General features: G+C 67.1%; 1 protein-coding gene (cut by a window edge). It reads right to left on the reverse strand.

Translation table 11 applies throughout. The annotated features are described in order from the left end of the window. Window positions 1–17436 carry the 3' portion of a Calx-beta domain-containing protein gene (locus tag ACOOF5_RS05875; RefSeq protein WP_420437547.1) on the reverse strand. The gene runs 35814 nt beyond the window's last position, so 17436 of the gene's 53250 nt are visible here — the last part of the coding sequence; its start codon lies off the right edge, out of view; the stop codon is at window positions 1–3.

Genomic DNA, 17436 nt, shown 5'->3' on the forward strand with positions numbered 1-17436 from the left:
TCAGCATTGGGCGAGGGCCGCGAGAGTGCGCGAGATGCGGTCCCAGCGGGTGTTCTTGAGCCAGTCGGCGACGTCTTGGGCTTGATCGGCGGTCATGGGGGTCTGGCCGGTGTCGACGCCGAGCGTGGCGAGGACGCGGTTGAAGCGCTTGATCCCGGCTGTGTCGGTGAGCGCGTCGCGCCATTGGGTGATCTCGGCGACGGTGACGGCGTCGTCGGGCAGGGCGCAGTGCGGTGCCGGGTCGTCGTCGCTGTCCTGCTGGGGATCTTCGGTATCAGTGTCCTGGCCGGTGTCGTCGCCGTTGTCGGTTTCCTGCCCGTCGTCGGTGTCGTCAGTGTCGGTGTCTTGCTGGTCCTGCTGGGGATCTTCGGTATCAGTGTCCTGGCCGGTGTCGTCGCCGTTGTCGGTTTCCTGCCCGTCGTCGGTGTCGTCAGTGTCGGTGTCTTGCTGATCTTGCTGGGCGTTCTGGTGGGGTTGAGAGGTTTCGGTGATGGTGCCGGTGGCGGTGTTCTGGGTGGGGTGGGGTTGGGCGGGGCCCGTGACGCGGTGGATGAGGGCGGTGAAGGTTTCTGTGGGTTCGGGGGTGTTATCGCCGAAGATGTAGACCTCGTGGCGGACGCTGGTGTGGCCGGCGGGTATGTGTGCTGTGGTGGCGAGGCTGATGTAGTCGGTGCCGGATTTGGCTGTGCCGTCGCGCAGGCTGATCGAAACGGTGACGTCTTGGGCAGCGGGCTTGTCGAGGGTGATGTCGAAGCCGATGTACCGGTCGGTTTCTGTGGCTGCGGCGTCGGCGATGGACACCTGCGGCAGGGCGACGTCGTCGTCGGTGACCGTCACCGTGGCGGTCGCGGCGGTGGGATGGCGGTCGTATTCGTAGTCGTCGTCGATGGCCACGGTGATCGCCCCGTCGGCCTCGTGGCTGGTGTCGTCGGTGGTGCTGATCGCGACAGCGGCAGTGCCTGTGGTGCCGATGGTGACGGTGCGCGTCCCGGTTCTGGCGCCCCAGTTGCCGTCCTGAGTGACGGTGATGGTCACTTCCAGCGGAGCTGTGGGGGCGGGGTCGGCGGTGATCGTGTAGCCGACGGTGTCGCCTTCGGTGATCGACGCTGTGTCGGCGGCGATCGACACGACAGGTGCTGCGCCGTCGGCGTCATCGTCTCGCACCGCGACCGTCGCGGCGGCGTGGTCGGGGTCGGGCTCATAGCCGACGCCGTCGACGACCGTGGCGGTGATCTGCCCGTCGCTCTCGCGGGCGCTGTCGCCAATAGTGGGTATTTCGAACGTGGCTACCCCGGTAACGGGCACGTTTACGGTGACAGTACGCGGCTGGTCCGCGGCCAGGAACCCGTCGGCGCCCGTCAGCTCCACCGTCACCGGTGTCGGGTCGCCGTTTGCGGGCGATGGGCTGATCTGCACCGCGAACTTGGCTTTGGCTCCTTCTGTGACCGTGCCGCTGTTCGTAGCGATCGATGCTCGGGGTTCAGGCGGGGCGAGCAGGTCGTGGTTGCGGATCACGTAGGTCAACTCGTAGCCGCCGCCGCGGAACAGGCTCGTGTTGTGCGGTTTGTGCAGCGTGATCTCGATCGTCTCGCCGGAGTCCTCATGGGCGTCGTCATAGACCCGCAGATAGAAATGGGCCCGGTCCTGGCCGGCGTCCATCCCGGTGCCGTCGGCTTTCACGTTGTGGTACGAACAGTTCCCGTCGAGCCGCAGGGGACGGTTGAACCGGTTGCGGACCTGATAGTCGACATGAAGCGCCGCGGTGCCGCCGAAGCACAGCTCGAACCCCCACGGGTCGGGGATCTGCTCAAAATTGGCCGGGAACTGTCCCTCCCCGGTCCATGTGCGTGCCCGGATCACCGCGAAATGCGCCCAGCCTTTCGACTCGGCCACATCGATCGGTTTGGTCGCGTCGCCCTTGTACACCGTCAGATCCGCGAAATCGGTCCACGACGCCGGATACGGCGTGTCAATCACCTTCACCGACAACTCTGCTGTCACCCCTTCGTAACCACCGCCCGACGCCACCAAAGACAGCGTCGTCGTCTCATTCGTGGTGTCGTCGTCCTCATGGGCGTTGACCACCACCGTCTGCCACTCATCTGCGCGCACAAACAAGAAGCTCAGCTTCTGCGACTGAGGGTTCCCGCCTGTCCGCTGGCTCAACGACGCCTTCCCGGCAGCCACAAGCATCGCCGGCAGCGACACGTCCACCTGCACGATCCCGGTCGGCTCCGACGCCAGCTTCACCTTGAACGCCGCCTGACGGCCCTCGGCGATGTCCAGCTTGGTGACTGACAACACCAGCCCGACCGCGTCGTCATCAGCGATCGTCACCGTCGCCACACCCACATCGCCCACGTCGTAGGCCGCGCCGTCGACCAACGTCAGCACCACCGTCTCCGACGCGTCGCCCACCGAATCATCTGTGATCGACACCACCACCACAGCGGACGTGGCCCCCGCCTGGATCGTCACCGTCGTCCCCAGTGCCGTGTAGTCGGCTCCCGCGGTCGCTGTGCCCGACACCGTGAAGCGCACCGGCAGATTCGTTGTCGGCGCCTGATCGACGTTCACCGTCACCGACACCGAGCGAGACCCTGCGGCCTCGCCGCCCCCATAGGTAGCCGAGCCGAACGACACCACCGGCACGGACGGCGTCGGCGCGGACACGTCGATGTCGAAAGTGTCGCTGACCATGCCGCCGTTGCCGTCAGACGCTGTGACCTTCACCGACACCGTGCCCGCATCTGCCGGCTGCGGCGTTCCTGAGAACGTGCGGGTGCCCCGAGTGAACGACAGCCAGCCCGGTAAAGCGTTGCCGTCGGACTTGGTTGCGGTGTAGGTGAGAGCGTCACCGTCAGCGTCGTTGAACGTGTTGGCCGCGAATGCGTAGCTGAACGCCGTGCCTGCGGTCGCGGCCTGGTTGGGAATCGCGTTGGCGACCGTCGGCGCATTGTTCGCCGCGTCGTTGTCGGTGATCGTCACCGTCGCCGACGACGGAGATCCCAGTGTGACTCCACGCTGACCTCCGACCACTGTCAGCGCCGCCGTGAACGTCTCCGAAGCCTCAACCTCGGTGTCGTCGTTGACGTCGATGGCTAAGTCGATGCTGCTGACGCCGGCGGGAATCGTGGCCGGCGTGATCGTGTCGTCGTCGTAGTCGACCCCCGCAGCGGTGGCGTCGGATCCGCCGGTCGCGGTGCCGTCGGTCATCGTGAGGGTCGTCAGCACCGAGATGTCTGCGTCGCCTTCCTTCTCGACGCGGATGACCACAGTCCCGTCGCCCTCGGCGACACTTCGGGTCGCGTGCTGAAGCTTCACCGTCACGCTGTCATCGTCGGTGATCGTCACCGTGGTTGACGACTGCGAGCCCACCGTGTAGCTGGAATCGCTGGCGGCGCCCAGCGTCACGGTGAAGGTCTCGTGGTTCTCCAGAATCTGGTCATCGACGATGGTGATGCTGATCGTCTCTGACGACTGACCCGATCGGAACGTGAACGTCGTTTCCGGCGCAGTGAAGTCGACGCCGCCACCGGTCGCGGTGCCGTTCGCCGCCGACAGATTCACTGTCACGTCGCTCGACGGCGCCCTGTCCGCGTTCACCGTCACATCGATCGAGCCGCCGCCCTCACCGCCGCTGTACGCCGCCGAGCCAAAGCTCAGCACCGGCACAGCCGCCGCGGCGGACACGACGATGTCGAACGTGTCGGAGACCATGCCGCCGTTGCTGTCATTGGCGGTCACCTTCACCGACAGTGTGCCCGCATCACCGGACTGCGGCGTGCCCGAGAACGAGCGGGTGCCCGGCGTGAACGTCAGCCAGTCCGGCAGGGCGGTGTTGTCGGACTTGGTGGCGGTGTAGGTCAGGCTGCCCGCATCGGCGAACGTGTTCGCTGGGAACGTGTAGGTGAACGCGGTGCCTACGGTGGCCGCCTGGTTGGGGATCTGGTTGGCTACCGTCGGGGCGACATTGGTCACCGTCGCCGACACCGACGTGACCGGCGTGCTGGTCGGGTAGCCGCTGGTGGGGGTGGTCACGGCGTGGCTGATGGTGGCCGACCCGGCGCCCTTGCCGGTCACCGTCACCGTCTGCGGCGTCGACCAGTTTGAGTTGGTGAACGTCAGAGCGCCCGACACCGCCGCGCTCGCAGCGGCGTCCGATGTCGGTGTGATGACCAGCGAGCCGCCGGGCTGGCTCTTCAGCACGATGGTGTAGGTGTCGGTGCCGTCGTTCTCGGCCACTGACACGGCGGCCTTGGACACGACCACGCCGTGGCCGGCGTCGACGGTGGTCACCGACACATTACCGATATCGATCCCGTGGTACGGATTGCCGGTATCGGACACCGCTGCGGCGTGCGAGACGGCGACAGTTTCAGCGGCGGCGTCGCCGTCGTTCACAGCACGCAAAGTCACCGTCTGCGCCGAGCTCCAGTTGCCGGAACTGCCGTGAGTGAACGTGAGCGTGGTCTGGTCGCCCGCGGTGGTGCTGTCGGTGTCTACCACCACCGCTGTCGTGTCTTCGGAGGTGACAGTGACGGTCACGTTCGCGCCCGGGTCGGTGTCGAGCACCACCGTGTAAGACTTCACCGCGTCGGTGGCGCTGCCGAGCTCGGTGAGGGTGAGAGCAGACACCGAGAGGGTCACACCGTCGGCCGCGCCCACGGCGATGTCGAACGTGTCGCTGACCATGCCGCCGTTGCTGTCATTGGCGGTCACTTTCACCGACAGCGTGCCGATATCGGCTGTCTGTGGTGTGCCTGTGAACGTTCGGGTTCCCGCCGTGAACGTCAGCCAGCCCGGCAAAGCGGTGCCGTCTGCTTTGGTGGCGGTGTAGGTGAGGCTGTGGCCGTCGGCGTCGGTGAACGTGCCCGGCGGGAACGTGTAGGTGAACGCGGTGCCTGCTTTTGCGGTCTGGTCGGGGATCGCAGTGGCCGCGGTGGGCACATTGTTGGCGTCGTCGTCGTTGACCGTGACTTTCGCGGTGTCGTCGGTGGTCGACACCCGGTAGCCGGTGCCGGCTTTGACTATTCCGGTGATGTCGCCGTCGGGCTCGTCGATGCTGTCCGCGGTCGTGGAGATCGACAGGGTGGCGTCGGTCTCGGTCGCTCTGATGGTGACAGTGTGGTTCCCCTCGTCGCCGGCAGCGACGAAATCGGACCTCGCTGCGTCGGCGACGTTGACGGTGACCGTGAGGTCGGCGGTGGGGGCAGTGCCTGCGGTGACCGTGAACTCCGCCGCGGTGCCCTCAGTCACCGGCGTAGTGCCCGCTTCGATGGAGATTTCCGGCAGGGCCGCGTAGGCGGCATCGGTGATGGTGACCCTGGCGGTGATGCCCAGGTCGGCGGCGACGATGCCGACGGGCAGGGATCCGAACTCGAGGATCAGGAACTCGTCTGGCTCTGTGATGCTGTCGGTGTTGGCGTCGAGGGTGACAGTGCCCGTTTTGGTGCCGCTGCTGATCCTCACGATGCCGTTGTTGGACAGTGTGAAATCGGCCGCCGACGCGGTCGGCAAGCCCGAAGTGCGCTTCCGCACCGGAATGTCCACCTCGGTGTCGGTGTTGGCGTCGAGGGTCACCGTGACCATCAACGAGCCGCCCTCCGCGACGGTGCCGTTGTTGTCCACGGCGAGGGTGGCTTCGAGCTCGTTGCCAGGCTCGAACAAGTTGACCGCGGCCAACGACGGGCTCCCCACCGACAGGCCGCCCCCCACGTTGGTTTCGCGGGCTACCGCGTTGAGCGCGTTCCCGGTGGAGGGGATCCGCACCGTTATCCGCTCATTGAGACGGTCCGTGTCGCCGTTCTCGGCGGTGAACGTGATCGTCGCGGTCCGCGCGCCGGCACCGTCGAAACGCAGCAGCAACGCGGCCTTGTACAGATCAGAGCGCGCCAGCGGATCAGACTTGAGGGTCACCCCAGTGCCCGTCGCCGACCACGACAACGCCCGCACCCGCTCCAACAACCGCGCCGGACCCGACAGGATCGACTTGGACAGGCTCTGCACCGTCACCGGCACCTCAGCAACCTCACCAGCCGCCAAGACCCGGCCCAGCTCCACGGTCACCGTCACGCTGTTCTTGGAGCCCTCCAACAAACGGCCCCCGCCCGACAAAGTCACCACCACCGCAGCACCGTCGAACACCGCCACATCGAACGAATCAGCCGAACGATGCGGAACCGCGCCGCCGCCCACATTCGTCGCCCGCCCCGAATGACCGAACCCGTTGGCCGTCGCGTCGGCGGGGCCGAGCGCGACGGTGACCTTCTCCTGGAGCTCCTGCACGCTGTCATCAGGCGACGTCAACAGCAGCGTCGCAACCTGCACCACGTCGGTGGCGTGGCCGGTGAACGTCACCGTCGGCGTCAACGAGGCGCCAGCGCCGACCGTTACGCCCTTGTTGAGCGTGCCGCCCGGTTTGGTCGCCACGTCCACGTCCGCTGCGGTGACGTCGCTGCCCGAGTTCTTCAACGCAGACAGCACCAACGGCACCTCAACAACCTCGCCCACCGCGAGCGCACGCCCCAGCGTGACTGTGAACTCCGCGTCCGCCTTCGCGCCTGTCGTCTCGCCCTCGGCAATCGGGCCGCTGTCGACCCGCGCCAAACGCACCACAGTGGCGTCGTCGTCTGTGATCGTCACCGTGGCCGCGCTAGTCGAACCGAGCCGGTAGGCGTCGGCGATGCCGAGGGTCACCACGACCGTCTCCGACGGCTCATCGACCGTGTCGTCGAGCACCGTTATCGGGACCGACGTAGCGGTCGCGCCCGCCGGAACCGTCACGATGCCCGACAGTGCCGTGAAGTCATCGCCCGACACGGCGGTTCCGGTCACCGTGTAACGCACCGTCAACGCTGCAGTCGGCGCCGGCGACACGCTCAACCCCAGCGACACGGCCCGCTCCCCCGCAGCCTCGCCCGCCGTGTAGGCCGCGCTGGTGAACTGAAATTGCGGCAACACAGGCCCGTCGTCGTCGGCCACCCTTGCAGCCACCGTCTCGGACAGGCCCCCATATTTCGCGTCGCTGCTCGACGACGACACCGTCACCACCACATCACGCACATTCCCGGCGTTGTCGACATCGTCGTCCACCGCGTGCACCGTCACCGCCTGCGACACCAACCACTTGACCGGCGTGAATGTCAACTGCACCGACGCCGCCTTCGCGCCGCCCGCGGTGCTGACCGAAAGCGCCGACGAGTCACCGCTGGCGACTGTGACCGTCACATCGCTGGTCGGCTGCGACTTCAACGCCACCAACAGCGTGTCGCTCCCCGACGGCTCCGACAACCGCAACACACCCCCAACAGCAGCCGTCTTCAGCCCTGCCGTGTCATCATCGTTGACCGTCACGTCAAAGGAGTTCGCTCCCGCCCCCGCCTGCACACCCCCGGCTACGTTCGTGCCCAGACTCGACGCCGACATATCCCCCAACGCCACCGTCAACGTCTCAGCATCCTCGTCGACCGCGTCGTTGGCCGCTGATAGCGACACCGCCGCTACCTGAGCCCTCGCGCCTGACAGGCGCACCACCGGGTCAAGCGACGGCACCTCCAACAATGACACACCCGTGTTCGACTCCCCCGACGTCAACGACAACGCCACATCCGAAGCAGTGATGTTGCTGCCCGACAGCACCAACGGCACATCCACCCTCTCACCAGCCGCCAACACCCGACCCAACGTCACCGTCAACGTCGCCTGACGCGCCGTGGCGGCTGCGTTGGGGTCCTCTGAGACGGCGCCGCTGTCAGTACGCGTCACCGTCACCGTCACCGGATCGGGATCCGGCTTCGGCTTCGGCTTCGGCTCGGTCGCCGTGCCGGTGAACACCGCCCCGTCGCCCACCAACGCCGCCTTGACTGTCAGGCCCGAGACGCTGGACGTCGCCGCTGAACCCGCCGCGACGGTCAACTCGGTACCCAGCACCGCAGCCGACGCCGCGGTCACCTCCACAGTCGCTTTGGCTGCGGCGGGGCCGGTGAACACCACCGACGAGCCGTCCAAGGTCACACCAGTGTCCGACACCGCCAAAGTGAAATCAGTGTCCAGCGTGCCGCCGGTGAAGCTCAGCGGCACCCTCACCGACTCACCAGACAGCACAGCGGCGTCCAACGACACCTCAATCTCGGCAGCGTCGCTGGTGTGGTCCGCGTCCGAACCCAGCGCTGCGGTGACCTCGACCGTAGCGTTCAACAAACTCGCCGATTCCAACGGGGTTTTCACCGGACCCTGCGCTGCTGAGACAACCGACTCGGTGTTGCCGCCGCCATCGACATAACCCACCGTCACACGCAAATACCTGCCCGCGTCACCAACCGCCACCGAATACGAAGCAGTGCTGTGACCGTCACCGGTCGCCGCCGCCCACCCGGTGCTGCCGTCCGCCGACACCTCCCATGCATACGACGAGCCCGCCGCGGGGTCGCCGTCGGGATCGCCAGACACCGACGCCGTCAACGTCGAGCGGCCCGCCACCGGCACGCCCGCGATCACAGCCGTGCCTTCGCCCTCGTCCACATCGGTCACCGTCACCGACACCGGCTGGCGCACCGCGGTCGCGCTGCCGTCCGCGCCGTTCGAGGTCGCCACCACCACCAACGCGACCTGCGGGCTGGTCTCGCGGTCCAGGCCCGGCACCGGCGTCGTGCTGCCGAAGTTATTGGGTATCGGCCCGTAGGAGATCTGGCCGGTCGCCGAATCGATCGTGAACCCGACCGGCGGCGCTGTCTGCGACGGGCCCTCCAGCGTGTATGTGACCAGGTCACCGTCTGCGTCGGTCGCCGTCACCGCAGAACCGACATCCACTGGGCCCTGATTGTTCTCCGCCAACGCCAAATCGCCCGGCACCGTGTTGAACACGGCGTCCGCCAAGGTCGGGGCTTTCGACACCCCATCTGCGACGGACACACCCACCGACCCCGCGGTGTGGCCCGGCGCAGTGAACGCCGCCGTCACCGACTCGGCGGTCGTGTCCAAGTCGTCGATCGCGGTCACCGTCACCGGCTGCGGATCGTCCCAATCAGATGTGGTGAACGTCAACGAACCGGGCGCCGCCCGCACCGCCAGCACATCTAACGACACCACCGACACCGACACATCCCCGCCCGGCTGTGAGCCGAGGCGCACCTGCACCTCCTCAGAAGCAGCATCCCCGCCGCCCTCGACCAAGCTCACCGCGCCGGGCCACGCCAAGACCGCCGCCGCGGTCGCGTCGTCGTCCACGACCTGCACCGACGCCGAACCCGACACGCCGTCGCCGACCACCACACCGCCACCGGGACCGGTCGCCGCCCCGGGCGCCAAACCGAACACCGCGACCTCATGAACCTCGTCGGCATCCTGCCCGGCGGTGACCGACAGCTCCGCCGCATCGACCTGCACGCCCTGCTGGTCCGAACCGGTGAACACCACCACCGGCGACAGCGTGCTGCCGCCCTGCACCGACACGCCCGCACTGCCCCCATCGGCGACCACCACATCGCCCGCCTCCACATCGGTGCCGGTGATCGCCAGCGGCACCCTCAACGACTCGCCCGCGCCCAGCACGCGGCCCAGCCGCACGCTCACCGTCGCCGACGACGACGCATCGCCCTCCGCCGCGAACCCGCCGCCGCCGAACCGCACCGCCGCCGCGTCGTCATCAGCGATCCGCACCGACGCCGGAGTCACCACCAGACCAGCAGGCGACACCGCAGACGCCGACAGGGTCACTGTCTCGGACGGCTCATCGGTCTGGTCGGCTTCGGGGGTGAGCGTGAACGTCCTGCGGCCGAACGACCAGCCTTTCTGGATCGTCACATCGAAATCGGCCATCTCCGCGAAGCCGACCGCCCCGGAGACGCCCGAGCCCGAAACGCTCACCGTCACGACCACATCGGACTCGTAGCGCGACTCGTTCGACAGCTCCGCCCGCACCGTCACATCGACCGCGCCAGCGCCCTCAGCCACCTCATCGACATCAGCGCTCAACACCACATCGGGCACCGCGTCGTCGTCGGTGATCTGCACCTTTCCCACTGTGTTCTCGCCCAGCGTGTAACCGGTGCCCGACATCAGCGTCACCACCACCGACTCGGCGTCCTCCACCCACACGTCATCGATCGGGCGCACCACGATCTCGCCGCTCGACTTGCCCGGGCCCATCACCAAGGTGCCGCTGAGCGCGGCGTAGTCGGTTCCGGCGGTGGCGGTGCCCGACACCGAATAGACCACCGACAACGAAGAGTCCCTCGGCACCGGCTCCGACAAGCGGACACGCAGCCGCGCCGCATCACCAGCCAGAAGCTCCGCCACCACAACCGACACATCCTTCGAGTTCACAAACGACACCGACGGCCCAACCGGCGCTGCTGCCACGGTGAACACCGGCGACAGGCCGTAGAGGCGGTGCTGGTCGGTGCGGGCGCGGTCGTTGTTTCCTGCGCCGGTGTAGAGGATCGGTGGGTAGGAGGAGTTGACGTTGCCGACCGCGGCCCGAGGCGTGGCGCCCAACGACTCGGTGGCGTGTTTGGTGCCGTTGGCGTTGCTGCCGGTCCATACCAGCCGGTAGCTGCCGTCGGTGTCGCCTTTCTCGTTCTTGGCGGTGCGGTTGTCCCAGCTCCCGTCGTAGAGGTCGGCGTAGTTGTCGGCCAGCTTCGCGCCGTTGAGCCAATAGATCGTCTCGCCGGTGCCGGTGGTGGACGTGTTGTCGCGGGCATCTGTCGACGCGGTGGAGGCCAACGCCGTGATCGTGCCGCTGTAGAGCCGGATCTGCGCGTGCGCGTCGGCGGACCCTGCGGCCCGCTGCACGAACTCGTTGTAATCGGCGATGTCCGTTGAGGTGGCATCGCGGCGGCCCGAGGTCGCGAACAGCAGCCGGAACTTGTCACCGGCGGTCAGCCCCGAGGGCTTCAGCGCCCAGTTAGACGGAACCTCATAGGAACTGTCTGACTCGGTGGTGACCGCGTCGTAGATGGTGATCTCGGCGCGGTGCTGGTGGCCGTGGCCGAACACGACCTTGCCTTGGATTTTCGACGGATTGCCCAAGCACAAAATCGCCGTCTCGGGCACCTCAGCGGCGTTGTCGTCGTGTGCGATGAACATCTTGGTGCGCTCTGTCTGGCCTGCCGGCACATTGAAGAACTTCCAGTTCCCGTGGTCGCGTTGCAGTGTGTAATCGGTCGAGTCGTCGGCGGTGCCGGCCGGGCACACCGTTGGGTCGGGGGTGTTGTCGGTGTGTACCAGCACCGGAATGTTCGCTATTTCAGGCTGAACGCTGCCGATCTTCACGGTCACCTTGATGCGGTCGCCCTCGTTCACGCTGACCCGCTCGACGAACAGTTCGACAGCCACCTCGTCCTCGACGACGGTCACCGTCGATGTCGAGAAGCCGCCGAGCCCGCTCGCCTTGAGGTCCACGCGCCCGCCGCGGCCGTCGGGGTCCTGCGGCGCGGTGACGGTCACCGCCCGCTGGATGTACCAGTTGCTCGAATCGAAGTTGAGCGTCGCCTGATCGCCGGCCGTATCCGCATCGGCGTCCAGCACCAGGATCGCGTCGTCCTGGCCGGTGAACGTCACCGTTTGCGCTGATCCCGGATTGGTGGAGGGCCGCACGTAGTAGGTGAACGAGTCGCCCTCATCAATCCTCGGGTCGCTGCTGCTGAAACCTCTGATCACCTCCCCGAGCGAGAAATCGTCGTCGGCTATTACCACCGTCGCCGACGCTGTTCCCCGCTGGAGCCCCGTACGCGCCGTCACCGTCAGCGCCACAGTGAACTCCTCGTCGCGCACCCTGCTCTCGATGGCGGAGTCGTCGGTGATCGGGATATTGATATCCACCGACGTCGAACCCATCGGGATCGTGCCCGACACCGCGCTGTTGTTGTAATCGGCGCCCGTCGCGGTGCCGTTGGTCGGGGTCACCGTCACCTGCACCGGGTACGGCGCAGCCTGGCTCAGCTCGACGGTGATCGCTGCGTTGCCGACATTCTCCAAGAACGTGTAATGGTCGCTGCTCAACGACGCCGTCACCGTGTCGTTCGCCTCGATCGTGAACGTCGTCGTCGTCTGGCTTTCCAGCCCATAGCCGGTGCCGGCATCGAGGCGCAGCAAGATCGTCTCATCTTCCTCCGGTGCCATGTCATCAGTGATGGCGATATCGAGGTCAGCACTGGAGACACCCGCAGGGAACGTGAACGTCCCCGACAGGGCCGTGTAATCGTCCCCGGCAACAGCCGAGCCGCCCGTCACCGTGTAGTTGACGGTCAAGGCCGTCTTCGTCGCCGCCGTCGACGTCACCGTCACCGAGGCAGTACCGGCATCCTCAGCCGCGGAGTATGTCGCCGCCGAGAACTCCAAGAACGGCTCGCCGACCTTGAACACCGGCGAAATCCCGTAGAAGAGACTTGCGATCGAGAGCTTGCTGACCCCCGAACCATGGAGCGGGTTCGCAGCATTGGAGTTCAACATCCCGGCGTGCGCATGACTTGGAGGCCCGTTAAATGCATCCAGAGGGCCGCGGCTAGACGTGATGCTGCCTATTGTCCCGTCGTCTTCGCAGCCCGTCGCGTAAGGGCCGCTGCTCGAAACCGAGCCTCCCGTATGAGACCTCGGGTTGGTCTCGTCGTCCCAGTCTCCGTCGTAGAAGTCGAAGTAGTTGTCGGCCAGCTTGTTGCCGTTCAACCAGTAGATCGGCACGCCGTCAGACGTCGCCGACACCGAGCCATCGGTAAAGCCCGGCCCGTGGTTCATCACTGTGTTCACCAGCGCCGACACGTTCGCAGTGCAGCCCACGATCCGGAAGAAAGAGGCCACCGACCCGTCCTTGATGCTCGCGTGAGCCGCCCCCCCATGGTTGTCGCTGAGGATCTGATTGTGGATATCGCCGTTGTAGGTGCCGATATCGGAGTGCACCGCGTCGTTGCCTCCCGTGGTGACGAACAGCAGCCGGAACGTGTCGTGCTCGCCCAAACCGTCGGGCTTCAACGGCCAGTTGCCCGGCACCACCAACTCGTCGTTCACGATGATCACACTCACCGGGCCGCCCGCAGGAGTGTCGACACCGCCCGCGACGCCTGTGTGAGTGACCGTGCCGAAATCGATCGTCACCGCGAGCTGGGTGTCGACGCTCGACTTGTTCACCGGCACCAGCCGCAGCGTCGCCGACGAAGCCCCCGCACTGAACACCACCGCAGGGTTCTGCGCCGTATACGTCCCGCCGGTGGTCGTGAGCGACACGCCGTTCTGTGAGGTGGGCTGCAACCCGAACGCGTAGTCAGCGGTCACCGTCGCACCCACCACAGTCAGCGGCACGGTGATCGTCTCCGAACCGGTCAACGCCCGACCCAACGCGAGAGTGATCGTCTTGTAGCCCGCCGCGCCTGACGCGCCCTCCACCACATCGCCGTTGGGGTCGCCGTCAGAAGCAGACATCGTCACGGTCACTGTGGCGGGGTCGGCGCCGTCGTCGGTGATGGTGACTCTGGCGGTGACACCGTTGTCGGCGGCGACGACTTGCGAGGGCAGGATCCCGAACTCCAAGATCAGGAACTCGTCTGGCTCGGTGATGCTGTCAGTGTTGGCGGTCAGCGTGACAGTGCCTGTCTTGGAGCCGCTGCTGATCCTCACGATGCCGTTATTGGACAGTGTGAAATCGGCAGTCGATGCGGTGGGCAACCCGGTGGTGCGCATCCGCACCGGAATGTCCAAGTTCGCCGACGCGTTGGCGTCGAGGGTGACAGTGACGGTCAGCTCGCCGCCCTCGGCCACCGTGCCGCCGCCGGAAACCGCGAGTTTCGCCTCCCGCTGCTGGCCCGGCTCGCGGATGGAGATACTGGTCAGTGTCGGTCTGCCTGCTTGCAGGCCGCCGGCGAGGTTGGTCTCGCGTTTCTCGTTCGCGGTGTTGAGCGCTGTGCCGGTGGTGGGCACGCTCACGTTCACGGTCTCGTCGTTGTGGTCGCTGTCGCCGTTCACCGCGGTGAACGTGATCGTCGCGGTCTGCGCGCCGGCACGGTCGAAGCGCACCACCAGGGGCGCCTTGTAGGGCCCCGAACTCGATATGGGGTCGGCCTTGAGCGTCACACCGGTGCCCGACGCCGTCCACGACAGCGCCCGGCGGCGCTCCAACAGCCGCGCCGGGCCACCGAGGATCGCGCCGGTGTTGCTCGACACCGTCACCGGCACCTCAGCCACCTCACCCGCCACCAATGCCCGCCCCAGACGCACCGTCACATCCGCGGTGCCCTTGGAGCCCTCGATCACCGTTCCGCCGCCCGAGAGGGTCACCGTGGTCGCCTCGTCATCGACGATGCCCACCTGCACCGGCGGTCCCGCTGTGACGGCCCCGTAACCCGACACGGTGTGCGTGACGCTGCCCGAGCGGAAGCCCGCATTGTCGGTGTTGTCGTTCTGGTCGGACGCGGCGGTGACCGTCACCGTCTGGGGCATCCACCAGTCCGATGAGGTGAACGTCAACTGCGCCGACGCAGCAGCCGCGCCGTCGTCCACGCTCACCTGCGCGCCGCCGGTCACCGTCGCGGTGACCGTGACCGTCGCTGACGGGTCGGTCGCCAGCCGCACCGTGTAGGTGTCCGACGCTCCCTTCGCCGCAGCGTTGTTCTCGCTGACACGGGTGCCGCCGTCGGTCTCGGCGATCACCAGCCCCGCGGCGCCATCGTCGTCGACGACTTCCACATCGAAGCTGTTGTCGACCGTGGCCGGGTCGCCGTCGTCGGCCGGCACGACTCCGCCGCCCAGATTCGTGCCGTCAGCCACCGCGTTCGCGAGGCTCAACGACACCACCATCGAGTCCGAATCGGCTGCTGCGGTTTCATCGTTGCGATCGTCGGCTGCGGTCAGCGTCAGCTCCGCGATCTGAGCCCCTTCGTCCAAAGTGACCACCGCGTATAAGTCCCCGGCGGTTCCCGACACCGACCCGATCGTCACATTGCGGTTCGCCGCGCCCTGCTTCTTCGACACGGTCACATCGGCCGCCGTCAGGCCGGTGCCGCGGTTCTCGGGTCCCGGACTGTCGGGATCCTCCGGAGATCGCAGGAGCACACGCACCGCCGCGGTTTCGCCCACGGCCAACTCACGACTCAGCGACACCGTCACGTCCACCGTGCCGCCCTCGGGGATCGGGCCGCTGCCACTGGACCGCGCCAAAGCGACGGTCGTGGCGTCATCGTCGACGATCGTGACCGTGGTCACCCCAGTCGAACCCACCCGATAGCCGTCGTCGTCGTTGGCGCTGAGCTCCAGCCAAATCGTCTCGGGCGGCTCATCGACAGTGTCGTCGAGCACCACGACCGGGATCGTCGCCGTGGTCGCGCCAGCCGGGACCAACACTCTGTGCGACAGCTTCGTGTAGTCGTCGCCTGGGGTGGCCGAATAGGACGTCGCGTACCGCAGCATCGCGCCACCCAGCGGCGCCGGCGACAGCGACAACGTCACCGTCGCGGACCGGCTGCCCGCAGCCTCCGAAGCGGTGAAGGCGTCGCTGGTGAACTGCACCTCGGGCAGCGCCTTGTCCTCGTCGTCGAGCACCGCCGCCGACAGCGACTCGGAAAGGCCTTGGTACTTGGGGTCGGTGCTCGCCGCAGTGAAGCCCACCGACACCACACGCTGCCCGCCCGCGTTCGCCGTGTCGTCATCGACTGCGTGCAACTTCACCGGCTGCGGATCACCCCAATCAGACGCAGTGAACGTCAACTGCACAGACGACGCCTGCGCGCCGCCCGCGCTCACCAGAAGCGCCGAGCTAGTACCGCTCGTGACCGTGACGGTCACACTGTGGTTGGGCTGAGACTCCAGGCTCACCGACACCGTCGCGGTGCCGGAAGGCTCGCTCACTCGCACCAGGCCCGGCAGCGGACCCGATTGAGTGAGCGACAGCGCCGCTGTGTCGTCATCGTTGAGGGTCACATCGAACGAGTTCGCGCCTGCCCCGGCGGCTGCTCCGCCGGCCACGTGGGTGCCCAGGCTCTCCGCCGACAGGTCACCCAACGCGACGGTCAACGTCTCAGCGTTCTCGTCGACCGCGTCGTTCGACGCGAACAGCGACACCGCCGCCACCTGAGCCCCCGCACCCGACAGGCGCACCACCGGGCCCAGCGACGACACCTCCAACAGCGAAACACCGGTGTTCGCCTCACCGGTCGTGAGCGCCAGCGACACATCGGATGCGGTGATGTTCGTGCCAGACAGCACCAGCGGCACGTCCACCCTCTCAGCCGCAGTCAACGCCCGGCCCAGACTGACCGTGAACGTCGCCTCACGCGCCGCCGCGGCCGCTCTCGGGGCCTCTGAGATCGCCCCGCTGTCGGTACGGGCCAACGTCACCGACACCGGAACAGGGGCGGGCTGGGCGGTGAACAGCACGCGGCTGCCGATCAGCGACGCGGTGAGCTCGGTGCCCTCCAGCGACGGACTTCGGTGGGGGTTCAACAGCCTGGGCGAGGAGAGCGTGAGCTTCTTTTGAAGCGCCGCGGCGTTGAGGGCTGAAACTTCCACTGTGGCAGTGGTCGGGGGCACCGCCGTGTCGGCGTCAAAGATCACGGAGATCCCGCCCGTGTTCGGCGCGTCGGGTCTAAAGAACCTGCCGACCCGCACGGTCGCGGGCGCATCCGAGACCATGGTCGCGTCGTAGTCGAGGCGCACGCCGCCGTCGACGTCGACCTGGACTTGCACGCTCTCGCCGACAACCAGCGGCTCGCTCAAGGTGACGGTGACGAGGGCCTTGTCGCTGGTGCGGTCGGCGTCGCTACTCAGCGCCTCGGTGACGGTGACCGTCGCCTCCAGCGCGGCCAGCACCCCGACCAGCATCGGCGTCGAGGCCACGGTCTCGCTGTTGCCGGCGCCGTCGTTGTATGTGGCCTCCAGGCGCAGCACCTGGCCAGCGTCAGAGGTGGCCACCTGATAGGAAGCGGTGGCGGCGCCCTCGCCGGGCGCCAACTCCCATTCGGCACCGAGTTGGCGAGCGACCTGCCACCGGTAGGTCTCCACTGCGGCCGGGTCGCCGTCGGGGTCGCCCGACACCGACCCGGTGAGGGTTGAGCGGCCTGCTATGGGGGTGCCCGACACCGTGACGGTGGCGGCGCCCTCGTTGATGTCGGCCACCGTCACCGTGATGTCCTGACGCACCTCGGTGGCCGAGCCGTCCGCTCCCACCGAGGTGGCGACCACCGTCATCGCAACCGAAGCGGCGGTCTCGTAGTCCAGTCCGGTGCCCTCATAGGAGATCTGGCCGGTGGCCGAGTCGATCACGAACCCTGTCGGGGTCGCCCCGCCGGAACGGCCTTCGAGCGTGTAGCTGACGGTGTCGTCGTTGATGTCGGTAGCGGTCACCGGCGAGCCCACCTTCACCGCGGTGGTCGAGCCGTCTGCGTTCTCGGCGATCACCAGATCGGCGGGCACGGCGTCGAACACCGCGTCGGCGGCTGCGGCGGCAGGCTC

The sequence above is a fragment of the Candidatus Poriferisodalis sp. genome (genome assembly GCF_965214215.1).
Classification (GTDB): Bacteria; Actinomycetota; Acidimicrobiia; order Acidimicrobiales; family Poriferisodalaceae; genus Poriferisodalis.